This is a genomic window from Vibrio navarrensis, assembly GCF_015767675.1.
In the GTDB taxonomy this organism is placed as follows: domain Bacteria; phylum Pseudomonadota; class Gammaproteobacteria; order Enterobacterales; family Vibrionaceae; genus Vibrio.
Window position 1 is genome coordinate 2,646,064 of record NZ_CP065217.1, and the last position, 24,638, is coordinate 2,670,701.

General features: G+C 45.6%; 22 protein-coding genes. 1 reads left to right on the top strand and 21 read right to left on the bottom strand.

Translation table 11 applies throughout. The features are described 5' to 3' along the window. Window positions 1–5 precede the first annotated feature (5 nt). The 8 genes from I3X05_RS23810 to I3X05_RS12620 all read right to left on the bottom strand — a co-directional run bounded on the left by I3X05_RS23810 (window position 6) and on the right by I3X05_RS12620 (window position 8,993). Complete coding sequence (locus I3X05_RS23810) at window positions 6–266, bottom strand: hypothetical protein (RefSeq protein ID WP_082069659.1); 261 nt, start codon at window positions 264–266, stop codon at window positions 6–8. A 30-nt stretch (window positions 267–296) separates the two neighbouring features. Continuing rightward, window positions 297–536, bottom strand: a complete 240-nt coding sequence (locus tag I3X05_RS23815) for a hypothetical protein (RefSeq protein ID WP_193158118.1) — start codon at window positions 534–536, stop codon at window positions 297–299. A gap of 188 nt (window positions 537–724) precedes the next feature. Further along, the gene (locus I3X05_RS12595) at window positions 725–1,486 is read right to left on the bottom strand and encodes an IS5 family transposase (RefSeq protein WP_193158117.1); all 762 of its coding nucleotides are present in this window, start codon (window positions 1,484–1,486) and stop codon (window positions 725–727) included. A gap of 127 nt (window positions 1,487–1,613) precedes the next feature. Next, complete coding sequence (locus I3X05_RS12600) at window positions 1,614–2,582, bottom strand: LysR family transcriptional regulator (RefSeq protein WP_045570256.1); 969 nt, start codon at window positions 2,580–2,582, stop codon at window positions 1,614–1,616. A 390-nt stretch (window positions 2,583–2,972) separates the two neighbouring features. After that, window positions 2,973–3,545 carry an ankyrin repeat domain-containing protein gene (locus I3X05_RS12605; protein WP_193158116.1) on the bottom strand — a complete coding sequence of 191 codons (573 nt, stop codon included), beginning with the start codon at window positions 3,543–3,545 and terminating at the stop codon, window positions 2,973–2,975. Window positions 3,546–3,663: 118 nt separating this feature from the next. Further along, window positions 3,664–5,193, bottom strand: coding sequence for a catalase (locus I3X05_RS12610; RefSeq protein ID WP_193158121.1), 1,530 nt, complete (start codon window positions 5,191–5,193; stop codon window positions 3,664–3,666). A gap of 725 nt (window positions 5,194–5,918) precedes the next feature. After that, the gene (locus I3X05_RS12615) at window positions 5,919–7,130 is read right to left on the bottom strand and encodes an RHS repeat-associated core domain-containing protein (protein WP_052702540.1); all 1,212 of its coding nucleotides are present in this window, start codon (window positions 7,128–7,130) and stop codon (window positions 5,919–5,921) included. A gap of 18 nt (window positions 7,131–7,148) precedes the next feature. Then, window positions 7,149–8,993 (bottom strand): scabin-related ADP-ribosyltransferase, encoded by a 1,845-nt coding sequence (locus I3X05_RS12620; RefSeq protein WP_045570257.1) that lies wholly within the window; start codon window positions 8,991–8,993, stop codon window positions 7,149–7,151. Window positions 8,994–9,424: 431 nt separating this feature from the next. On the opposite strand from I3X05_RS12620, the gene I3X05_RS12625 reads away from it, so the two are divergent. Beyond that, window positions 9,425–9,571, top strand: coding sequence for a hypothetical protein (locus I3X05_RS12625; RefSeq protein WP_171816722.1), 147 nt, complete (start codon window positions 9,425–9,427; stop codon window positions 9,569–9,571). A gap of 219 nt (window positions 9,572–9,790) precedes the next feature. On the opposite strand, the gene I3X05_RS12630 is transcribed toward I3X05_RS12625, so the two are convergent. The 13 genes from I3X05_RS12630 to I3X05_RS12690 all read right to left on the bottom strand — a co-directional run bounded on the left by I3X05_RS12630 (window position 9,791) and on the right by I3X05_RS12690 (window position 24,409). Beyond that, on the bottom strand, window positions 9,791–10,744 hold the full coding sequence (locus tag I3X05_RS12630; protein ID WP_193167482.1) for a LysR family transcriptional regulator: 954 nt from the start codon (window positions 10,742–10,744) through the stop codon (window positions 9,791–9,793). A 281-nt stretch (window positions 10,745–11,025) separates the two neighbouring features. Next, complete coding sequence (locus I3X05_RS12635) at window positions 11,026–11,424, bottom strand: hypothetical protein (protein ID WP_045570260.1); 399 nt, start codon at window positions 11,422–11,424, stop codon at window positions 11,026–11,028. A gap of 62 nt (window positions 11,425–11,486) precedes the next feature. Continuing rightward, window positions 11,487–11,705, bottom strand: a complete 219-nt coding sequence (locus tag I3X05_RS12640) for a hypothetical protein (RefSeq protein ID WP_045570261.1) — start codon at window positions 11,703–11,705, stop codon at window positions 11,487–11,489. Window positions 11,706–12,972: 1,267 nt separating this feature from the next. Then, on the bottom strand, window positions 12,973–13,638 hold the full coding sequence (locus tag I3X05_RS12645; RefSeq protein WP_193158113.1) for an adhesion domain-containing protein: 666 nt from the start codon (window positions 13,636–13,638) through the stop codon (window positions 12,973–12,975). Between the two features lie 385 nt (window positions 13,639–14,023). Beyond that, on the bottom strand, window positions 14,024–14,761 hold the full coding sequence (locus I3X05_RS12650; RefSeq protein WP_045570293.1) for a DUF1461 domain-containing protein: 738 nt from the start codon (window positions 14,759–14,761) through the stop codon (window positions 14,024–14,026). 96 nt (window positions 14,762–14,857) lie between these two features. Beyond that, window positions 14,858–15,178 (bottom strand): hypothetical protein, encoded by a 321-nt coding sequence (locus I3X05_RS12655; protein ID WP_193158112.1) that lies wholly within the window; start codon window positions 15,176–15,178, stop codon window positions 14,858–14,860. 814 nt (window positions 15,179–15,992) lie between these two features. Next, entirely contained in the window at window positions 15,993–16,142 is a 150-nt protein-coding gene (locus I3X05_RS12660; protein ID WP_193158111.1) for a hypothetical protein, read from the bottom strand. A 96-nt stretch (window positions 16,143–16,238) separates the two neighbouring features. Continuing rightward, window positions 16,239–18,545, bottom strand: a complete 2,307-nt coding sequence (locus tag I3X05_RS12665; RefSeq protein ID WP_337970759.1) for a DUF1566 domain-containing protein — start codon at window positions 18,543–18,545, stop codon at window positions 16,239–16,241. A 37-nt stretch (window positions 18,546–18,582) separates the two neighbouring features. Then, complete coding sequence (locus I3X05_RS12670) at window positions 18,583–19,719, bottom strand: outer membrane beta-barrel protein (RefSeq protein WP_337970760.1); 1,137 nt, start codon at window positions 19,717–19,719, stop codon at window positions 18,583–18,585. A gap of 737 nt (window positions 19,720–20,456) precedes the next feature. Further along, window positions 20,457–20,606 (bottom strand): hypothetical protein, encoded by a 150-nt coding sequence (locus tag I3X05_RS12675; protein ID WP_193158111.1) that lies wholly within the window; start codon window positions 20,604–20,606, stop codon window positions 20,457–20,459. 95 nt (window positions 20,607–20,701) lie between these two features. Further along, complete coding sequence (locus I3X05_RS12680) at window positions 20,702–22,915, bottom strand: DUF1566 domain-containing protein (protein WP_337970761.1); 2,214 nt, start codon at window positions 22,913–22,915, stop codon at window positions 20,702–20,704. A gap of 37 nt (window positions 22,916–22,952) precedes the next feature. After that, entirely contained in the window at window positions 22,953–24,089 is a 1,137-nt protein-coding gene (locus I3X05_RS12685) for an outer membrane beta-barrel protein (RefSeq protein ID WP_337970762.1), read from the bottom strand. A 140-nt stretch (window positions 24,090–24,229) separates the two neighbouring features. Continuing rightward, window positions 24,230–24,409, bottom strand: a complete 180-nt coding sequence (locus I3X05_RS12690; protein ID WP_193158193.1) for a hypothetical protein — start codon at window positions 24,407–24,409, stop codon at window positions 24,230–24,232. Between the last annotated feature and the right edge of the window lie 229 nt (window positions 24,410–24,638).

The window sequence follows — 24,638 nt, forward strand, 5'->3', positions numbered from 1 at the left end:
CAAAACTAACCATACTTTTCAACGGATTTGAACCAAGGCAACTTAAATCCAGCATCGCTGACGATGAGAGGTGTGACATTAGGCGGTAAAATGTTGGCCAAATCCGCTAGAAACTGGTCATGTGCTGATTTCGAGCATTGCTCAGATAAAGGAAACGCTTTTTCATAGAGAGTGATAGAGCGGCCATGCAGTACAATGGATGCCCGTAACGCCATCAATCGTTTGTGTTCACGAATATCAGACCAATCGACTAAGACCACGGGCATGGGATTCCCTGAACAAACAAAGCGGGCGTGTCATCGATAGACAGCAAGACGTTCTTTGTGTAGGTGTCGGTTGCCGAGTAATCGGTCCATGCGTTTAATGTTGTGCTTTGTTCTCGCTTGGTTGGGCAAGTTGCGGCCAAGTTCAGTGAGTGTCAGCGTCTTGCTATCGAGCAAAGCACGACAGGCTAACATTAAGCGATTGAGTCGCTTTAAGTGGAGTTCAGGGCAGAATTGGTAAAGAGAATCGTGTAGGATATTGAGTTCGCACATCTTGTTGTCTGGTTGTTGTTTTTTGGCGAAATCATTTGATCACATGACAAGGTGTGCATCCAGCTTAAATTAATGATTTTTTTTCTAAAAATCATTAGGGGATTCCTCAGCGCAGAATTAGCGTTTAACGAGTTCAAGAAACAATGCGACTTACTGGGGACAGTTGATCTTTGCTGTACATATTTCGCTCAACAATACATCGGCAGCCACATTATCGTAAACGCCAGTGATACCATACTGGCGTAATTTCTTGCTAACTTATCATATCTCGTTGATATCGCTCGGAAGTGCTTAATTCTCGCGAAAGCATTCTCTACCAAATGTCGATACTTATAGAGACACCAATCCATGCTTTCTTTGTCGATATCTTGTCCATAATTTCGCTTCGGTATAACGGTTTCACCACCTTTAGAGTCAACATAAGCCCTTAAAGCTTCACTGTCATAGCCTTTATCAGCGATAAATACGTTGACCTCCTTAAGGTTGTCAACAAGGCTCTCGGCACGAGCAATATCATTTCTCTGGCCTTCTGATAGCTCAAAATAGATTGGTAATCCGCCGCTATCCACAACCAAATGAATTTTCGTTGAGTTACCGCCGCGACTCTTTCCAATACACTCATTATCTGGTGTCGCTGCTCCTGTACTATGCTGATGAGCTTTGACTATTGAGCCGTCTGCAAACACCCAGTCATAATCGGAAAGTTTTGATAACTCTTTGAATAAGATATCTAACAGGCCTTTCTTCGACCACAGGTTAAAGCGACGATAAACCGTGTTCCAGTCCCCAAACTCTTTGGGAAGATCACGCCATGTAACTCCTGTCCGCATGCGGTAAAGAATCCCTTCAACGGTCATTCTATGTTCAGATTTATTATAAATGCGGCCAGTGTTTTTCATTACTTGAAGTAGCTTTTGCCACCGCTTATCAGTTAGCATTAGTCTCGGCATGGTATGGAGTTACAGTTTATTTTTGGCGAAACAAATTATAACGCCTTACCATGCTGCTCAAAAAGCCATCACGAAAGGTCAACACGCCCTAGGTTTAAAACCGACTTTATGTAACACATTACTCAAGTCACGAAACGGTTTTCAATTTCGGATCGGGTTCGCTCATAAAACCAACGAACTCTAAGTAGTTTTCGGCCACCTCCTTAAACATCTTCTGTCGCGGATTCGCTTTATGAAATGACAAATAGACAGGGATACAGATCTCACTGACAGATTTGACCAACTGTAACTCAATACCTCGCATCGCAAACTCGCGTTCTGCAACTCGATTTAATAACAACAACGAAGGAACAGACTTCGATAAGCAGCAAAGACTCTCGATGTCAGGCAGCAAGATTGGCGATAGCTTTCCAAGTTCAGCGCAAGCGGCGTTACAAAATAGGTCTTCGATAAAATGAGTCGCTTCCAACTCAGTCCCTGAACTCAAGGTCGCAAGATGATGAATATCAACACCAAGCTTCTGCCCAGCTTGAAAGTGTTCTTTATGCATGTAAAACGCGTAGCAATCGGTATAAATGTGGCGATTTTCAATCGATCGCGATGAAAATCGGTGGTAGGAAAGTACCACATCTAAATCCCCCACTTGCAGCTGTCGATGTATTTCTAGCTCATCAAGAGATTCGCAACTCACCATAACGGATATACGACTATCCAATATTTTTTCTGCATATTGAGACAGGATGTCACCGCATATGCCTGCTTTAACCTGCGGTGCAACGTGAAGTTTTAACGTTTGCCGACTTTGGTACTGTTGAAACTCATAGTTCAGTTTTACCAGTAACCCACTGACATCCACTTCTCGACGAAGGCGCTCACCTTCTTTGGTAAGAGAGAAAGTATTGCAATCTGAATATATCAGTTTCCTCTCTAAAATATTTTCAAGCTGATCGATTGAACGAGAAAGGCGAGTGAGAGGGATTCCCATCTTTTTTGCAGTCGCTCTTAAACCTCGACATCGACAAACCAAATCAAAATGTACGAGCAAAGTCGTGACAACAGAAATATGTTCTTGCGACATTTGATGCTTCTGATCCATAAAATCACCTATTTTCATTGCCCACTTATTGACCAATAAGATAAATAAAAATACAAACTTATCCCAACTCTAAACCAGAAACAGTATGTTCCAATTAATAGTAAATAGAAGATAAAATAAATAAACCAATAAAAATCAATTCAATACTTATTTATTTGTAATAAAATTAAGATATGAACAATTCTAGCTGTTAAGATAACTGAAGCGTGGATTAGGTTAATCAATACAAGCCAGAAAATGAAAAGCCCAGTCTAGTTTATTAATTTAACAATCAAATCATTAAAGGAAAATATGAAAATAGTTGCATCACAATTAGAATTTATAGAGACTTTAAAAACAAGAAATAAATATATCTTCGTGAAGAAAAATTACATTACATCTCTGTCGCTACTATGGAAACTTGTCTTTTAATAATATTTTGAATTCCGGCTTAGCAAACTGCTCAATAAATTCCTCTGTTCGTTGTTGTATATGTGGACTGTCACATTTTATTTTCAAAAGTGAGCGAGCGATATCAATCTCCCCTGAGACAATACTCGCCATCAAGGCTGTATTGCCGCGATAATCGACCAGACAAGGGTCAGCGTTGGCTTCCAGAAGCATGTCTACAATCGGTTTTTGCCCACGAAACGCAGCCACCATTATTGCGCTGTACCCTTGCCCATTTTGGAAATTAAGATTCACTTTGGCATCAATAAAAGTTTGCATCATTTCAACATCACCAGTGCGAGCGGCATGAAAAAATGCCAGCGCCAATTGTTCCTGAGACTGTTCCTGAGACAAGAGTTCACGACTAGATACATCGCCATAGCTTATAGCTGGTTTACTCGCCTCCGTTGATTCAGCGAACACGCCATGGCTAACCACACCCAGCGTAAACATCATTAACCAGATAAACAGCATAATATACCGTTTTAAGCTTAGAGAGGTTATGTCCCCTCGCCAAGATCTTTTTTGTTGCATAATCAGTTCCCTAACTAGTCCATTTTTAGAGTTGAATGGAGTGAAAATTAGCGATTGGAAAGCGGCAGGCAATGGCCCAAAACACGGATAACTAAACTTTCCAACCGCTAAAGCGAAATTAATGCATTCCCATCATATCTTGAGTGTAAGCTTTCGGATCCAGTCCAAGAGCCTCTCCAACTCTCTGCCCATACTCTTTGTCAGCAAGGTAGAAATAGTTAACCATGGTGTTTTTAACTTGCTCTGAATGTACCTGACTCAACGCATCCCTGAGATTATTCACCAAATTCGTCCGTTCTTGTGGCGTAAACGAGCGATACAAAATACCTGCTTGATAAAAGTTACGCGGCTGCTTGATCTCTTCTCGGGTCAGATATCCTCGCACCATGTCACTATCATCCTTTTCAGTCATCACTTTCTGCTCTTTGACTTGGCTTGGGTTGTAGTTGACCTCTCCTGGCAACTCAGCCGTATTCATTAAGCCATCAATATGATAGTTGTTCACTTCAACCAGCGGTTTGTTGGCCGGCAGTTGCTGATAATTCGCCCCTAAGCGATACATCTGCGCATCGGCATAAGAAAAGAGGCGCCCTTGCAACATTTTGTCTGGCGTAGCAGCAATACCCGCAATCATACGAGAAGGTGCATAAGCGGCCATTTCAGTGTACTGAAAAAAGTTTGGTGGTATTTTATCTAGAACTAAAGTACCGAGCTTTTGTTCTGGTACGTCAAACCACTGTTTGGTATCGTCAAAAATATTAAAGTCAAACTTTTTGAGATCCTTGGGTTCAATCACCTTAACCATCAGATCCCATTTCGGATAATTCCCTTGAGCGATGTTCTCATAGAGATCACGCGTCATATGGCTGAAGTCTTTACCTTGTATTTCTTGCGCTTCTTGGCTAGTCAGGTTCTTTATACCTTGCTGAGATTTCCAATGAAACTTGACAAATCTAATATCACCTTCTGCATTGATAAACTTAAATGTGTTCACACCAAAACCTTCCATCGTCCGAAATGAAGCGGGCGTTCCGATATCCGAAAACAACCAAGTCAGCGTTTGTGTTGATTCTGGTGTTTTAGAGAAAAAGTCGAAGAAACGGTTTGGATCTTGAAGATTAGTGACTGGAGACGGCTTGTTAGCGTGAGTAAAATCGGGAAACTTAATCGCATCACGGATAAAAAATGTTGGTAGATGGTTGCCAACCAAATCCCAGTTACCTGTTTGTGTATAAAATTTTACCGCAAACCCGCGAGGATCACGCGCAGTTTCGGGTGAACCTTTCGAATGGATAACGCTAGAAAAACGTACCAAGACAGGCGTTTTTAAGTCTTTCTTACTAAATAGCGAAGCCGCTGTTAACTGAGAGTGGTCATCTGAGGAAATAAAATATCCTTGAGCTCCCGTACCGCGTGGGTGCATAACCCTTTCAGGAATACGCTCACGAACAAAACGCTGCAATTTTTCAATCAACTGCACGTCTTGCAAAAGAACAGGCCCACTATTTCCTATTGTCAATGAGTTGAAATCATCTAATACAGGGCTACCACCATCTTCCGTGAGAATAAATTCATTCGAATTACTTTCACTAGCCTGAGTAATAAATGAAAGTGTTATCATTGACACCACCGAAGCACTGATCGCCATCAAAGCGACCTTATTTTTAGACATTGTGATCATATTGACTATATTCATAAATAAACTTCCATTAGATAAAATATCCATACATCAACATAACAGAACAACTGTTATGCTTGAATAATAAATACCACCATTAATTAAACCAATTGTTTATTCCTATCAGATGAATAGGCAAAGATTTTATTAACCCCCAAGAAAAGTAAAATTAAAAAAAACACTCAAAACGCTAAGTAAAAACATGACCAAAAATTAACAAAGCCGAATAAGGAGATAAAATAATACACTTTATTATCAGTTGGTTAACAGGAGCAGTACGGGGATTGATTAGAAATAAAAAATGCCGTTCCTGTGCCTTTTTCGATCTATTAGACCACATAAGACATCAAGTACGGCATACTTATTTAATGGAAACACAACGTTTCTGAAATTTACCTTATGATGGCACGCTTTTTAATAACACTTGAATTATTGGTGATATATCAATCCAAACTTTATATATCAACAAGGATAATATAACCATCAGTACAGTCGTTAACCATTTAGTCAATCGAGATAATGCAGGAGATAACCAAACTAGTGGTAACGCTAATGGACCAACAACAAACAGCAGGGTTAAAACGAACCCTGCTCGATAAAACCATGGAAAAGATGAACTACGATGTTGCTTATAATTCATAACTTATCTCATCCCCTTAAAAATCATTTAATCATATTAAAACCAATGCCAAAAATCAGCTAGGAAAAAATGTTTTAGGTGACGCTGGTACCCTATCATATAATAAAAATCTAGGGTCACTGCTACTCGGTTTAATCAATAACATAAAGTGAGGGCTTTCGAATGAGTGCAGATCATGACTATAAACAGATCTCTCAGAATACGCAATAACCGGACGTCTCAGAGTATCTGATAACTCCTGTGCAGCACCACGCTCTGCATAACAACTAACCAAGTGAAGAGGATCTCTGCGTTGAAAAAGATCTATTCCAAACTCCTTATTTAAATACGCTGGTATATATCTTGGTTCAATATACAACCCTTGTTTAGTACTCCATTTACCGTTGAGATACTGAGGAAGTTCTCCAACCACTAGTTGCCCATTTTTGGTTCCATGAAGAACAATTGCTTCTCGCCTAGTTGAGCGAAAGTTATCTGTATACCCAAGAGAAAAAAGTTTTTGTCGTCGTCGATCCCACTCGGAACTGACTACAGTTATTGACCAACGTGTATATGTTCTATTTTTCGTGCTTATCGCTTTTAAGGCTTTACCAAAACCAAAAGCACTTAAACCAACCAAAGAACCAATGCCCGCATTAATACCGGCTTGCTTTACTGGCACACCAGCAGCTACGTTTAGGCCAAAATCCGCGCCTCCGGATATTAGCCCATCAGCCAGTGCAAGCCCTGCCTGGACACTGGTCTTCGCTCCCTGAGCAACAGTGCCAAATCCACCACTGATAAACCCCAACGCAGCACCGATACCAACTTGCTTCCAGTCAAACTTGTGCTTTGGATCAATCGCAACTTGAATACCTTCCCCTACTGCTGACAGAGCCGCTCCAACCAGCGCACCAACTATTGCACCGATCAGTAGACTTAATAGAGCAAAATGGCCACTGGGATCATGACGATTAACCGGATCGCCCAAACAGTAGGCGTAGCCATTTACGCCACCTTTACCGAAAGGGCTAAGACTATCTTGCGCATGAAAGCGCATTAAACTCGGACTATAAGCACGATAACCATTACCCAGTGGATAAAGATGGGTGACTACATCTTGCCGCTGACCGTTATAGCCCAGCGGATTTTTCTGCAAAGGAGAATCTTTCAATCGATTTGTAGAGAAAAGAGAAGAAGCAATAACTCGATGGGATACGGGAATAGCAAGCCCGGTCGAAACAGCACTGCCTGCTGTTGTGATAAACTGACGCCGTGTGATTTTCATAATATTTCATCCAGACTGTTATTTCGCGAATACGTCGTAAGATTGAGGTCTATTCTCCCAACGATTTTCGACCGAGACAGAGTTTACTGGCAATTTCTGCTTGCTGTAAAAGTTCCTATAACGACTGACATGGTAGCCACTAGAATAAGGTGGATAATCTGCAAATGCATATCCTTTATGTGAACCAGAATAATCAACAAATAAATCCGCATTACTCTTACTCTTTATTCTCACCTGATCAATAAAATAATACTGACCATAGCTTAAATATCTTTTTATTGGAGTAAAATCTATCTTCCACTGTTGAGAATTGGTAACCGATATTGGAGAACAATCGGAATTCTTAACCCAAGACCAACTAGTATTTATCTCACTATCAAAACAAGAAGAATAAGCCTGTCCATATTCTGGCTCTCGGATAGAAAAAATTGACATTGAATGAGCATTGTAATAGATATTACGATAGAAATCTTTTCTCAGTGCAACCCAATCAGAATACGGTGCTAAGTATTCAAACTGATCACCATCGTAGTTGTAGAGTACACTATTATCATCACCATTGCTGTAGAAATATGGCTTAATATTCAACTCAAACTGATACAATGGATCAGTCATATTTCTTATGATTTCATAGTAATTATCTACTTTGTATACAACACCATAATCATTCTTCAAAATATCTTCACCATTCACCATAACTCTATATTCTTCATTTCCAGAGTTTACTTTTCTAAAAAACCACTTCTGCTTGCCATCATTACTGTTACATATTTTCATAACCATTTCATCTGGGTAACCGTTATAGGTTAGGCAAAAATAATTTTTTCTTCCCTTGCTATCCTTCATCACTTGTATAAATTGTCCTTGGGATGTATATACCCATTCCCTTTGCTTACCTTCTACATCAGAGCAATAATTTATATGTGCTGATGCTTCCGCTGTTGGATTAGAAAGACTGCTATTGGTACGCAAGCACAAAAGACCAGTTTGATAGTCACTAGTTAAAACTATGTTATGTGGCTTAAGACATTCTTGAATGCTTCTTTGACAGGTTGGCTGGAAAACATCATTCGGATCTATACCTAGTAAATCTGAAGAAACTTGATCGACCATCGAGTTGACCAGCGATGCAATCGTATTTCTATCCTCTCGACTTCGGAACCATTCGCCAAAAATAAGATCTTCACTAAGAGGAGTGCCATTACTCAATTGACCTAGATGACTGCTATCAAAACTAGCATTACTTTCTTCACCCACAACAACCATATCATCTTCTTCTTGTGTAGAATCTAGCCTGTAAGTCGTAACACTAACAATTCTATCGCTAGTTATTTGTCCCGAAGCAACAATTTCTCCTTCATGACCAAATCCGGGCTCTGTATCACTGTAATCATCACTTTCTGCCTCACTATCTTCGATATTTCCAATTGCTCTTCTGAGTAAATTATTTTCAACCGAACTAAAATGGCCACTATCGATCGCTGATTGAAAAGAATCGACAACACTATAAAAGTCTTCATTAGGAATAATCTCGTACACATAAACTAAGTCCGTTTCGTGTTCGTCAAGGTACAGATAATCACGGGCCCATTGCACGGCAATTGTTCTATCATGCGTTGTTGCAACATAATTCGAACGTTCTTCATAGGATTCTAGCTCTGGACGGTTTTCAACAACATGGTGGTACAAGGAAGGGTTTGAACCTTGTGGTGTAAACCCATACTGGAAAATTTCTTCAGGAGGGCGAGAATCAAACCTGTAAACAGATGTATACTGGGCGATATACGAAAAAGCTGAGTTCGATACTAAAATAAATAGTAAAGATACCATTTTAACACTAAGAAACATTTTATATATTTTCATATTACTTAATCCATTAATAACCATAAGTTCCGAGTAGATATATCTCCGTTAATAAAAATATATCGATTTACAGCTTACAACGGTAAATCAGTTTCATTTTGACTTCTATAAAAACAATATGGATCAAGGTGTTTTGAATATTAGATTCTCTCCCAAATCAAAGCATTCAACACTAATGACTACAATATCAACGCAATTATTTGTAATTCCTAGTTTAATAATCTTTAAGTAAAATTTCAAAATCAGGGATATATAATCCCTGATTTTCATTGATAGGTGAATATTGTTTTTCAGATATTCTAAATGAGTTTCCTTTAGGCACACGCTGAACTGAGCGACAAACTGGCTCAGAAGAAGGATTACTGCTATCTGATACACACGCCTCTACCCTATCAGAACTAGACGCTGAAGTGGAGACGCAAGGGGATCACGTGAAATTCGTTTACCATAAGGATGGAGGCGGCACACACGCGATGCGCTTTGCTCATGGTAATGAAAGTGCGGAGAACAATTACGGTTACTGGGTTACTCCGGACATCGCAAGTTGGTATCAATTGAAAGGGGGGGAGTCTCAATAACAGCTCGATGAGAAACTTACTCAATCATTTTGATTATGGTAAAGCCGTCATTCCTATAAAAGACAATAACTTTCTGACTAATATTAACCGCGATAAACCATCCAACTACCCTAAATTCAATCAAAATGATATAGAAAATTCATATTAATTATTTATCGTAAATAACAATCTACATAAATGAGCTCTAAGACTCATTTATGTTCAGCTTGATATTTACACTTACGAAGCTTTTTTGTTAAACGACTCTGCAACACTTTTTTCCGCATATTGCTTGTAGTGGCGTTTAATTTTCTCTGCAATGTAAGTGGTAGCAGACGATTTTGTTGCTGGTCGGTGTAACAACACGTGGCTAGTAAACCATGAGTCATTGATGAAATCACATTTCAATGGCGATATATGCGCCAGCAAATCAGGGGTCACAGCCACATAGGGTAAGTATGTCCACCCTTTGACTTTTAAGCAGGAGAGAAGTAAACCTTTGGAGGAAAAAACCTGAAAATTTGTCGGCAACCCTCCGGTAATCACCTTGGTATCCTCTATATCACCGTCATAGATCAAACGATCTTCATAGGTTAGATCCGCCATCGACACCAAATCCAACTCCTGAAGAGGAGAGCTGTTTCTAGCGAATATGGTACCTTTTAAATTGCCCAAAAAGCATACACTCAATCCTGCTGGTGGATGAAAACCAGAGTGCGATGAAAGATGTTGGATAACCGCGATATCAGCATCGCCTTTGGACAAAGAAGCAATCGAACCTTGGTTGGTACTATGAGCCCAGTGAATGGTTAAGTTAGGAAAAGTCTCAGAAATATCCTGCTCAATAATGGTGACAATTTCATCAGGAAAGTGCTTATCTAACATGACATTTATGTGCTTAACCTCTTTCTCAGACAGTGAGTTGGCTAAGTTATTTAAGGTATCGGCACCAAGTAGCAAAGATCGAGCACCACGCAAAATCACCTCTCCATGCTCAGTGAGCGTAATTCGCTTTCCCTCTTTGCTAAGTAAAGTAAGATTGAAATCAATTTCTAAGTTTTCGATATGCTCGCGAAGCGTTGTTCTATCCTTGCGGAGAACTCTTGCAGCTTCAGTATACGATCCCGTATGGGCGACCACCACGAAAGCCCTAAGTTGATCCAAGGTGTAATAGCTCTTGGTTTTACCCAACATTTCGAGATACCCAGTCATACAAATCACCAATCGAAGCAATAAAAATCAATATAAAATATGAATGCCAACTAAGTATCTGTCAATAACGTCAATAATTTTATTTTTATAATTTTTTCTATTTAAAGTATAGAGTTATTAATTTATTGTGCAAATAGTAATGTATCCCTATCATAGAAATTATCCTATGGTGCACAAAGATGCATACTATAAAAAATTAATTTAACTAATTAATATTAGAAAAAATATGATTTTAGAATCGAGATGATGGTTTGAATCACTATCTAAAATGAATAGGTCTCATTATATCCATCATCCACCGACGTGATACCTTTAAATGAGAACACTCCCATCTCATGCATCACTTGTGTGGAAGGGTAGATAGTGTCTATTACCTCAGAAAGCGGTTCTTGATGAACGGTAGCTTGCTGATAGATAGAGTAATTATCAATATTCTCAGAGGCCACTAACGGATTAAACGCGCGGCTTTGTGTCCTCGGTGCCATGTTTTCCATTGGTCCATTCATAAGAGACGTGTTTGAGAACAAAATATCTCTTTCGCTGGTTTGTTGATCTTCAGATGAAGGATCATCTTGCAGATATGCGAACGCCGAATAAGCGTTTTGTGCTACAAACATCAGGGCTATCGCACAGAGAAAAGTGTTTATTTTTGCTTTGTTCATTATATTACGCCGCCAAATAGATCAATATCGTTACCAAATACTTCTAGACTGAATGCTCAGAATCAGCGTTCGTTACTTAAAAAAGTGAATAACTCATCATCTTCATAGCTTGATAATAAGTTCATCATGGCACGTACTGCATCTGATCGATTGAGCCTTAATTTTTTATCATTCTTACGGCTGAAAATGTTAAATCTATCGATGATAAAATTCAGAGTTTCTAGTTCTGAATCAGTTAGTGATATTGATACCGGTTTGGCGTTCTTTTTATTGTATGACATAAACTCACTCTTGCTCTTGATTGGAAATGGATACTAGAATATTTTCGCTCTAAAATTCTGATGAATTCGAATTTTGGTTATAGCGCTGACTTTCAAGAACTCCATTTCTTACTTTATAAGTTGATCCTCCTCGTTTAAATGTGTGATTGCTCCATTTTGACTGTGACCTAACGATTAAGTCCTCCAAGCAGCGAGCATCAGAAATACGTTGTCTTCTTGCATAATCCCTGTCTTCTAGTTCCTTAAAAGTTCGGTTGCTACTCATTATTTATTCAGGTGATGCATAGCTTCACCTTTCTCTCCTGTTGGTTGTAATCAGTTGACAGGGCGAATTCTGAATTAACTGAACCGAGATCACAAACCGCTCAGAGGGGGGAATCCCCTCAAAAAAGTTTAACCCTAAAAAAAATCGCCTCTGAGAGGTGAACGGCTAGCGCCTATTCGCTCTTAGAAAATTTAAATTGTTAAAATTCAATGCAATAGAGTCAAAGCTAATATTGAGTTTGGTAAGGAAAGGCCGCTTTTTTAAATAAAAAAATGCGGCCTAAGGGGGAAAAGCCGCAGAATATTCAACGCTAGACTCTAAGAGGCAGTGGTATCTATCACACATCTTAGCTTTCAAGTGAGCAACTACTTTAAGTCTAACGCTCAACAAATCTTATTGATTTATATTTAGACATGAATTTGTTTACTTTTTCTGTTGAATGAAAATAGTCAAAATAGAAAAACTCGCCATTATCTAGTGATTCTAATTTTCATCCATTAATATACTTAGATGTCAGTTCCCCCTTAAATAGAAGATCTTTCATGTTAACTTCCCCATTTACTACATTACCAGGCAAGATTTCTTTTATCCTTAGTGAAATAGCACTCCGATACAGTGTGCATTTCTTGAACAATACCGATAAGTTGCACATTTCCCGGATCGAACACACTCATACGAATAGCCAGTAATTCTTGAAGATAGACTACAGCCTGTCGCACTGTTTCAGCATCTTGTGAAACTTGGTAGGTAGTAGCGAGAATTTTTTTCTAAGCGCATTGCATCTCCTTGTGCTTGAGTCATGCCCTAATTAATTAGTCTCGGTTTACCAACTAACGATGTATGCAATTTCTTTTACCTCAAAACAATAATGTTAACCTTCGTTCATAACCAGCAGGAATTGGGGAACAGCGTGTTCCGCAAAATATCGACATTGAACAAAAAAAAGCGGCCACAGAGGGCCGCTTTTTACTATTCTTCATATATTTAAGAAAATGTTACTCTTTAAGAAAATGTTACGCAGGATGCGTAGTGATTGTTGGTTGGGTTATTACTACTGGTGTAATGGTCATCCAAATACACATAGTAGTAATAGTAAGGGCCTGCATTGTTGGTGTTCGACCAGTAGCCAACCAGCGTTGGCCAATCTAACACATCCTTAAGCATTTTATCTGGGTATGCATGATAGAGCGCCGACAGCTCTTCTTTGGTCGCCAAGCGCGAACCCAACTTATTACACATCGCCACCGCTTGCGATTGAGTATATCGTGGCCAAGCTTCGCCCATTTCCCACTTTGTCGTACTGTAGGCTACACCCAACTGATCGGCTTGTGCCTGCGTTAAGGGTTTAATGAACAGGCCGACACCGGGCAGCTCAACAGCACTCTTATTGATCGTTTGATGCAATAGCACCTCTTGCGAGCTCTCCTTCATGTCATCCAGTGAATAGCTACTATTGACATCTCGATCGATACTTTCTGCTAACGTTTCAACGTCCAAGCCATGCTGAGTTTGCGAATTTTGCAGATCATTAAGCACTGTATTTTCAAGCGAATCCGTTCCGCTAGAGGAATGCACACTGCAATTTTCCCAACCACACGCCATCAGTAGCATGCTCATTATCAGTGGCGCAGCTTGCGCAACGCGTTTTTTATTGATTGTCATGATCATTATTTTTACTCGCTCAGCCCAACTCAATTTTGGCTTAGTTAACTCAGTTTTAAGTGTCGGTAAGTTGTCCAAATTAGTGTGATTTCGCGCTTTTACACGCAACAATCAAGCGCTTTAATGCTTGTTTTTTCATTGCTTTTTTCTTGTTCATTGGTACGTTCGCTCTGCTGTTGTAAACCATCACAAAGGCGATGACGTTGTGGCCACTCTAGTCATCTAGCCATCGCTGCAGCAGATAGTGAAAGAACGTAAGTAAGATCACAAATCGCTTGCGGGGGGGAATTCCCACACGCGCTACGGATGCTTAACCTTGAGCAAAACTGCTTACTCGTGCACTTCCCGCTCATCTCCACACTATCCAATTGAACCAATTGAATTAATCAGTTTAACGGCTGGTTTGCTTCACCGATGTTTTAGGCTGCCAGTCAATCAAAAAGCGTTTAATCAAACCCAGTAACAAACCGATGACCAACATCCCCATCCCCACCGCGACAGCGATCGCAGCGAAAAGATCGGGCGCTTTCATTAAGGTGGTCATTAACGATTCCTGATAAGAGAACATCCATTGGTGATCGCTTGGAAACACCCATTCGTGGAGGGTATAGAAAACTCGAGTTGGCCCAATCCAGATCAGCCAGGAGACAGCAACAAACATGGCACTTACTCGCCAGAACCATCGGTGTTTTAAACCCTTGTGTACCACAAACGTCCGCTTTCTTGGCATCAAAGCCAAATAGAACAAACTAGCCAAGAAAAATGCGCCACACCATAGCCCGGCGAAATAGAAAAGATCGATGAGATGGCGAACATCCAGCAGGTGGATGACTTCCGGACGACGCAGTAGGGTTTCCCATTTCACTCCATTAAAATAAGAAATTTCTCCGAACAAAACGCAGCGATGCTGTACACCACTCACTATCTCGCTAAACAGGTGAAAACGTTCACTGTCACTAGTGAGCGCAAAGCCGCTTTTGTACAGATTTTGCGGCGCAAACTGGTCGATATGACTTGAGATATCGAGCAAGGTGTAGAAAAACGGATAAAAAAAATCGGCTAAACTGCATAGATGCCAGCTCAATAGCAGGGCAAACATCCATTGGGTAATCACACTCATCAACTTCATTTTCACTTCTCTTCCATCATCGAACACCAGGTTTTCGCTCTCCACTTGCGAGCAAAGATCCGTTCGATAAGTTCACTGCAACATGGCATCCACTCACTAAAAGGGATTTGGTGGTTCAGGCCAAGAGCGGATTTGTCGGGGCGGGTGAGCCACGGCTGCCCCCACGGCCTCAGGCAGCGGCTGGTAGTCAGTCGCGAAGTTGACCTCTGGCAGGCGGTTTACTAACGCTCGTTTGTCTAAGATCATTTGAGTTGCTAACGAACGACCAAGCAGTGTTACCTCGACCACTTGTTGTGCTTGTTGACCCAGATGGCTATTGTGCCCTTGCCAAAACAGGCAAAACGCCCCCATCAACATCAACCGAGGCGTAGCTTGTAACCCACGTAATAATGCCAGCGATATATTTACTCTTTTCATTATTCCCTAACCGTATCTCTGTACTTTCTCAATCTGTACTTTCTCAATGGCATAGCCACTCTTTATTATTTTTTCCTAGCATCATGGATAATGAGTTGTTTATTCAACGGAACAGATTGTTTCGTCGTATAAATTATTAACACTCGCAGAAGATGCTGCTTGCGAAGAGCTCCAGTGAAATCTTTTCGAACGCATCTTAACGGATGAGTGTGAAGCAAATAAAAAGAGTGATATAAAACAAGAAGCCATCCGACATTTAATAAATTGCTAAATTCTGCGCTCGGATGTGTAAGAAAAACAAGCCGTTCTATCTCGATAGGTTACTTGAAGGAAAATTTAGAGTTATATTTAAATACATTTAAATAAAGTACATTGATGTGTTGAATTGCTGTCTGCCTTCTAATATTTAAAAAGGTAAACACCTAGAAAAATAGTTTATTTACTTTCATACAAAATAACCTCATATACAAAATCAACTTAAAAAAACACACTAAAAAAGCAATAAAGCTTTCGCTATCACACTCATTATCCGGTGAATTATGCTTTTATTATCCAAGCAGCAATCTCCATTCACGAAACAACAGCGAGGCAGGTGCATGGAAAGCTAGGTCCTAGGGAAGAGCAGGTTCTAGGAAAGCTAGGTTCTAGTTCCTAGGGAAGAGCAGGGACTAGGAAAGCTAGGTGCTAGGAAGAGAAAGGGGCGAGGTGACGAGGAAGAGCAAAGCGGACCGCTCTTCCTGTTCTTCCTAGTACCTAGAACCTAGAAACCTAGCAACCTGCTTTCCCCAGGACCGCTCTTCCTAGTACCTAGAACCTAGTAACCTAGTAACGAGCTACTTTCTGCCTGAACCCACTGATTCCACCCGTACAGGGATTCGTTGTAAAAACGGACAAACATTCCCTCTTTGACACCGATAATCGCATCCTGCGTTCTTGCTAACTCACGTTTTTGCTGAATATTCATTGACACCCCTTTTTTTTTTGAAAAAGCGCCCCTTACGGGGCGCAGTGAAAAGCAAAAAAACATAAAAGATAAAGGTTAAACCTTAAACGCTAAACTCTAAGAACCTGACACGCACGTGGCGTAGTAATCGTGCTCCGGCAGAACGCTGCCTGTCATACCGGAGCCCAACATCACACGGTAGTACCGGGGGCCGTTCGTCGTGCTCGTCCAGGCGTACTCGTCCGCCGGCCAACCCGAAAAACTATACATGTCGCCCCTCTCGTCAAATAGGCTCAACAGCTCGTTTTGGGTCGGACGGCGCCAATCCGCTTTACCACCAAAGTTCATCGCCGCTAAATCTTGACACCAGCGGTCAAACTGGCCGTTGACCCCATCACCATTGCCTATCGCCAACTGGTCAAAGCGTGGAAACACGCCGCCAGCAGGGCCATATGAGCCAGTTTCCATGTTGGTACTGGCGTAAGTTCGCCCGCCATTGGTATCGACACTGCCTACGGCTTTGGTATAGCCTAACGCTTGCACCATGGCCTCACTCGGCGAGGAGGTAAACCACTGACCTGCATTGTTGGTCGCGATTTTTAAGCATTCCCCTGTCGCATTGGTCTTATCGGCATCATTCAACTGACCGCCACACGCCGCTGCGCTTAAGGTGCTGAAATCCGGCCCGGTGATGGTCAAGGTGGTGGTTTTCGTCACCCCCTCAAATGGCCCATGACCGGTGGCAGTAATGGTCACCACTACGTTGTCGCTGCCTGTTACACCGCTGGTGTCGACCATGCCGTTTTCATCCACCGTTACGCCCGAATCTTCTGGGCTCACCGTCCAAGTCACAAACTCACTGCTCGATGTGGTGTAGTGGCTGCCATCCTCGAAGTGGAATTCCGCTTCAACTTTGACGTCACTGCCTTTCGACACCTCAAGGGTGGACTCGTGGCTTGGCTCGCCATCCACCGTGGTGACGATTTCACTCGCCTCGCCATCCACCAGCGCCAACTTCACCTCAAAGGTTTCGTCTTGCGCCGCTTGACCACTAAACCAACCGCCATCAACAAAGGTGGCACGCATGGTCAGCGGCTGGTTCACCAAGCTGATGATCTCTTCCATCGCCGGAATGGTCACTAACCCTTCCGAGGTCAGCTCCAGTTCCGTGACCTGGTTTTGCGAGCCGTCGAGCACACTCCACGTCACGTGGTCCGCGTCCGCCACATTCAAGGTGCTGTAAGTCTGCGTACTGTCCTCTAGGCCAAACTCAATCACCGCCTGTAAGGTCGTACCCGGGACCACCGCGCTGTTGTCTAACACCAAGTCTGGGTTTTGCACCTTCTCCGGCGCAATCGGGTTGCTGGCATCGTTGTCGTCCCACCCTTCGATGGTCTCTAGGCCGTTTTTAAACCCGTCGCCGTCTTTGTCTTCATCGCCGTTTTCCACCGGACTGTTCGGGTTGTCCTTGTCCCAGCCTTCGGCGTGCTCACGGCCATCTTTGAGGCCATCGCCATCGCTGTCAAGGTTACCGTTTTCCACCGGGTTGTTGGCGTCGTTATCGTCCCAGCCGTTCACCTCTTCCAGGCCGTTCTTAATCCCGTCGCCATCTTTGTCTTCATTACCCCCTTGCACTGGGTCGTTAGCGTCGTTATCGTCCCAACCTTCCACGGTCTCTAGGCCGTTCTTGATGCCGTCGCCGTCTTTGTCCTTATCGCCGTCTTGCACCGGGTCGTTCGGGTCATTCTTATCTGAGCCGCTCACCGTCTCCAAGCCGTCTTTAAGGCCATCATGGTCGCTGTCCAGATTGCCGCCCTGCACCGGGTTGTTCGGGTCGTTGTCGTCCCACCCTTCCACGGTCTCTTTGCCGTTCTTGATGCCATCTTTGTCGTCGTCCTTATCGCCGCCTTGCACTGGGTCGTTCGGGTCGTCCTTATCGGTGCCGTTTTTTACCTCTTCGCCGTTCGTCAGGCCATCGCCGTCGTCGTCGAGGTTACCGCCTTGCACTGGGTCGTTCGGGTCATCCTTATCGGTGCCGTTTTTTACCTCTTCGCCGTTCGTCAGGCCATCGCCGTCGTCGTCGAGGTTACCGCCTTGCACTGGGTCGTTCGGGTCATCCTTATCGGTGCCGTTTTTTACCTCTTCGCCGTTGGTGTAACCATCGCCGTCATCGTCCTTATCGCCGTTTTCCACCGGGTCATTCGGGTCATCCGGGTTGGTGCCGTTGTCCGTCTCTTCACCGTTGGTGTAACCGTCACCGTCGCTGTCACAGGTGTACGAGGTTGGCGCACACGGGTCCGTGACGCCTGACTGAGACGGCAAACCACTGTCTTCCCCACCACAGGCCATCAGCAGCAAGCTCATCATCAAGGGCGCGACTTTCATCGCGTGTTTCTTCTTCATTTTAAATTGCGTTCTTTTCATAAAATAGGTCCTACATCGATTGCGCAGTAAAGTGCGCTTATTCTTGGTCACTGCGCGTGCTGTGACTACTCATCGCTTCCGGAGAAACAATCTCCACTCGGCGGTTTTGCGCTCGACCACTCTCGGTGTCGTTACTCGCCACCGGCAGGCTCTCGCCATAACCGACCACGCGGGTAATGCGCTCTGGGGCCACCCCTTTGCTGATTAAGTAGTTGGCCACCGATTGCGCGCGCTGCTCAGAAAGGCGCTGGTTAAGCGTGTCACTGCCTTTCGAATCGGTGTGGCCGCTGATTTCCACCACCGTCTCGGGGTACTGTTTTAAGCGCGCCAACAGCGGTTGCAGTTGCAGCATCAGCGATGGGCTTAAGTTGGTGCTGCCCGTTTCAAACAGCGCTTCACCAAAGGCACTGCTCACCACTTGGGTGTAAGTCTCAATCACTTGTGGCTCTGGCTCGGCCACAGTTTCCATCACTGGCTCGGGTTCGCTCATCACCACCTCGTCCACCGGACGCACGTCCATCGGCTCACTCATCGCCGTTTGCGCTGCGCCGCCAAAGCGGTAATCCAGCCCCACGCCGATAAAGTGAATGTCGGAGCCGCCCGTCTTCTCACCGCCCACTTCGTTGAAGTACTGGTACTCCAAACGCGTGTTCCAGTGCTCGGTCAAGCGGTACTCCACCCCCGCGCCCAGCATCAGGGAGCTGCCGTCTTCTTCTTGGTTCACGCTGCCAAGGCCCGGCTCACTGCCGCTTTTCTCCACTTGCCACAGCAAGGTGCCCGCTTTGGCAAACAGACCCGCGCGCTCAGTCAGCGCGTAATCCGCTTTCAGACCCAGCTCAATGCCTTGTACCGTGGCGTCGTAATGCGCCACCTCGCCCGGCTTCATCAGCGCCGAGTAATCGGCTTTCGATTTGCCAAGGGAGTCGTAACCCACTTCCACTGCCAGCCAGTCCAGCGCTTGGTAACCGCCATACACGCCAAAGCCTTCGCTCTGCTCTTCGCAGTCCAGGCTGTTCGACCCACACTCGTCGGAAAATTGGGTCAGCCCCGCTTTACCGCCGACGTAAAATTCGCCCACTTGGTTGCTCGCCAGCGCCACGGAGGCCTGCCCCGCCAGCACAAGCCCTACCCACAGGGCTAAAGTCTGTTTTTTCATTCTCATCTGTTTTTTCATTCGTCACTGCCTCTTGCTTGACTGGGTTGCACTCAGGCCAAACCGCCCTTGGCAACCGGTGTTGTTTTCCAGGTGCGATGTCCGTCGTGGAACCTCGCAGAAGTAAAGAAAAGTGATGAACGCTCCTCTTGGTTACTGGGTTATGCGTTAGTGATGGATGACTGTGTCATTTGCCATGACTGCTGCCGCTAGCATTAGGGACACCGTTTCCCGACTCAACGAAACAGCGCGTTTCCTCCGCTTTGACCCAAAGCCCACCCATCATGACCAAACGCTGACCGGCTTCTGCTACCACCAAGCATTGATGGGATAATGGCCTCACTCGCTGTTCGATGGGTGCATTGTATGGATATTGGAAGAGCAGGAAATGAGGAGGGTTTTAAAGCGGGCAGCCGAGCGACGTTTATTATTTTATTAATGGGAAAGGGGGCTAGGAAGAGCAGGTCCTAGGGAAGAGCAGGGACTAGGAAGAGAAGGTGCTAGGTGCTAGGAAAATAAGGGACTAGGAAGAGCGGAAGAAATGGCCCTATGGTCCTATGGTCCCCGGAAAGGCAGGGCCTAGGTTCTAGGGAAAGAAAGGGGCGAGGAAAAAACTCAGGGACGAGTTTGCTAGGGGCGAGGTGACGAGGAAGAGCAAAGCGGACCGCTCTTCCTGTTCTTCCTAGTACCTAGAACCTAGAAACCTAGCAACCTGCTTTCCCCAGGACCGCTCTTCCTAGTACCTAGAACCTAGTAACCTAGTAACCTAGTAACGAGCTACTTTCTGCCTGAACCCACTGATTCCACCCGTACAGGGATTCGTTGTAAAAACGGACAAACATTCCCTCTTTGACACCGATAATCGCATCCTGCGTTCTTGCTAACTCACGTTTTTGCTGAATATTCATTGACACCCCTTTTTTTTTGAAAAAGCGCCCCTTACGGGGCGCAGTGAAAAGCAAAAAAACATAAAAGATAAAGGTTAAACCTTAAACGCTAAACTCTAAGAACCTGACACGCACGAGGCGTAGCGCCTTTTCTCCGGTCGATCGCTGGGGGAGTAGCCGCTGGTCAGGGACGCGTTGTAGTAGTTGGAACCATTCGGCGTACTCGACCAGTAGGTGGCTCCACCCGGCCAGCCGAGCACGTTGTACATATCGCCCTTATCGTTATATAGACTCAACAGCTCGTTTCGGGTCGGACGGCGCCAATCCCCTTTACCACCAAAGTTCATCGCCGCTAAATCTTGACACCAGCGGTCAAACTGGCCGTTGACCCCATCACCATTGCCTATCGCCAACTGGTCAAAGCGTGGAAACACGCCGCCAGCAGGGCCATATGAGCCAGTTTCCATGTTGGTACTGGCGTAAGTTCGCCCGCCATTGGTATCGACACTGCCTACGGCTTTGGTATAGCCTAACGCTTGCACCATGGCCTCACTCGGCGAGGAGGTAAACCACTGACCTGCGTTGTTGGTCGCGATTTTTAAGCATTCCCCTGTCGCATTGGTCTTATCGGCATCATTCAACTGACCGCCACACGCCGCTGCGCTTAAGGTGCTGAAATCCGGCCCGGTGATGGTCAAGGTGGTGGTTTTCGTCACCCCCTCAAATGGCCCATGACCGGTGGCAGTAATGGTCACCACTACGTTGTCGCTGCCTGTTACACCGCTGGTGTCGACCATGCCGTTTTCATCCACCGTTACGCCCGAATCTTCTGGGCTCACCGTCCAAGTCACAAACTCACTGCTCGATGTGGTGTAGTGGCTGCCATCCTCGAAGTGGAATTCCGCTTCAACTTTGACGTCACTGCCTTTCGACACCTCAAGGGTGGACTCGTGGCTTGGCTCGCCATCCACCGTGGTGACGATTTCACTCGCCTCGCCATCCACCAGCGCCAACTTCACCTCAAAGGTTTCGTCTTGCGCCGCTTGACCACTAAACCAACCGCCATCAACAAAGGTGGCACGCATGGTCAGCGGCTGGTTCACCAAGCTGATGATCTCTTCCATCGCCGGAATGGTCACTAACCCTTCCGAGGTCAGCTCCAGTTCCGTGACCTGGTTTTGCGAGCCGTCGAGCACACTCCACGTCACGTGGTCCGCGTCCGCCACATTCAAGGTGCTGTAAGTCTGCGTACTGTCCTCTAGGCCAAACTCAATCACCGCCTGTAAGGTCGTACCCGGGACCACCGCGCTGTTGTCCAGCACTAGGTCCGGGTTTTGCACTTTCTCGGGCGCAATCGGGTTGCTGGCATCTTCATCATCCCAGCCCTCAATGGTTTCCTGACCATTGGGGAAGCCGTCGCCATCTTTGTCTTCATCACCGTTTGCCACTGGGTCATTCGGGTTGTCCTTGTCCCAGCCTTCGGCGTGCTCACGGCCATCTTTGAGGCCATCGCCATCGCTGTCCAAGTTGCCGTTTTCCACCGGGTTGTTGACGTTGTTGTCGTCCCACCCTTCCACAGTCTCACGGCCGTTCTTGATGCCGTCGCCGTCTTTGTCTTCATTACCGCCTTGCACCGGGTTGTTGGCGTCGTTATCGTCCCAACCTTCTACCGTCTCTAGGCCGTTCTTGATGCCGTCGCCGTCTTTGTCCTTATCGCCGTCTTGCACCGGGTCGTTCGGGTCATTCTTATCTGAGCCGCTCACCGTCTCCAAGCCGTCTTTAAGGCCATCATGGTCGCTGTCCAGATTGCCGCCCTGCACCGGGTTGTTCGGGTCGTTGTCGTCCCACCCTTCCACGGTCTCTTTGCCGTTCTTGATGCCATCTTTGTCGTCGTCCTTATCGCCGCCTTGCACTGGGTCGTTCGGGTCGTCCTTATCGGTGCCGTTTTTTACCTCTTCGCCGTTCGTCAGGCCATCGCCGTCGTCGTCGAGGTTACCGCCTTGCACTGGGTCGTTCGGGTCATCCTTATCGGTGCCGTTTTTTACCTCTTCGCCGTTGGTGTAACCATCGCCGTCATCGTCCTTATCGCCGTTTTCCACCGGGTCATTCGGGTCATCCGGGTTGGTGCCGTTGTCCGTCTCTTCACCGTTGGTGTAACCGTCACCGTCGCTGTCACAGGTGTACGAGGTTGGCGCACACGGGTCCGTGACGCCTGACTGAGACGGCAAACCACTGTCTTCCCCACCACAGGCCATCAGCAGCAAGCTCATCATCAAGGGCGCGACTTTCATCGCGTGTTTCTTCTTCATTTTAAATTGCGTTCTTTTCATAAAATAGGTCCTACATCGATTGCGCAGTAAAGTGCGCTTATTCTTGGTCACTGCGCGTGCTGTGACTACTCATCGCTTCCGGAGAAACAATCTCCACTCGGCGGTTTTGCGCTCGACCACTCTCGGTGTCGTTACTCGCCACCGGCAGGCTCTCGCCATAACCGACCACGCGGGTAATGCGCTCTGGGGCCACCCCTTTGCTGATTAAGTAGTTGGCCACCGATTGCGCGCGCTGCTCAGAAAGGCGCTGGTTAAGCGTGTCACTGCCTTTCGAATCGGTGTGGCCGCTGATTTCCACCACCGTCTCGGGGTACTGTTTTAAGCGCGCCAACAGCGGTTGCAGTTGCAGCATCAGCGATGGGCTTAAGTTGGTGCTGCCCGTTTCAAACAGCGCTTCACCAAAGGCACTGCTCACCACTTGGGTGTAAGTCTCAATCACTTGTGGCTCTGGCTCGGCCACAGTTTCCATCACTGGCTCGGGTTCGCTCATCACCACCTCGTCCACCGGACGCACGTCCATCGGCTCACTCATCGCCGTTTGCGCTGCGCCGCCAAAGCGGTAATCCAGCCCCACGCCGATAAAGTGAATGTCGGAGCCGCCCGTCTTCTCACCGCCCACTTCGTTGAAGTACTGGTACTCCAAACGCGTGTTCCAGTGCTCGGTCAAGCGGTACTCCACCCCCGCGCCCAGCATCAGGGAGCTGCCGTCTTCTTCTTGGTTCACGCTGCCAAGGCCCGGCTCACTGCCGCTTTTCTCCACTTGCCACAGCAAGGTGCCCGCTTTGGCAAACAGACCCGCGCGCTCAGTCAGCGCGTAATCCGCTTTCAGACCCAGCTCAATGCCTTGTACCGTGGCGTCGTAATGCGCCACCTCGCCCGGCTTCATCAGCGCCGAGTAATCGGCTTTCGATTTGCCAAGGGAGTCGTAACCCACTTCCACTGCCAGCCAGTCCAGCGCTTGGTAACCGCCATACACGCCAAAGCCTTCGCTCTGCTCTTCGCAGTCCAGGCTGTTCGCGCCACATTCGTCGGAAAATTGGGTCAAACCCGCTTTGCCGCCGACGTAAAATTCGCCCACTTGGTTGCTGGCCAGCGCCACGGAGGCCTGCCCCGCCAGCACAAGCCCTACCCACAGGGCTAAAGTCTGTTTTTTCATTCTCATCTGTTTTTTCATTCGTCACTGCCTCTTGCTTGACTGGGTTGCACTCAGGCCAAACCGCCCTTGGCAACCGGTGTTGTTTTCCAGGTGCGATGTCCGTTGTGGAACCTCGCAGAAGTAAAGAAAAGTGATGAACGCTCCTCTTGGTTACTGGGTTATGTGTTGTGATGGTGACTGTGCCATTTGCCATGACTGCTGCCGCTAGCATTAGGGACACCGTTTCCCGACTCAACGAAACAGCGCGTTTCCTCCGCTTTAACCCAAAGCCCACCCATCATGACCAAACGCTGACCGGCTTCTGCTACCACCAAGCATTGATGGGATAATGACTTCACTCGCTGTTCGATGGGTGAATTGTATGGATATTGGAGAGCAGGAAATGAGGAGGGAGGAGGGTTTTAAAGCGGGCAGCCGAGCGACGTTTATTATTTTATTAATGGGAAAGGGGGGAGGAAGAGCAGGTTCTAGGGACTAGGAAAAGAAAGGGGCTAGGAAGAGCAGGTCCTAGGGAAGAGCAGGGACTAGGAAAAGAAGGTGTTAGGTGCTAGGAAAATAAGGGACTAG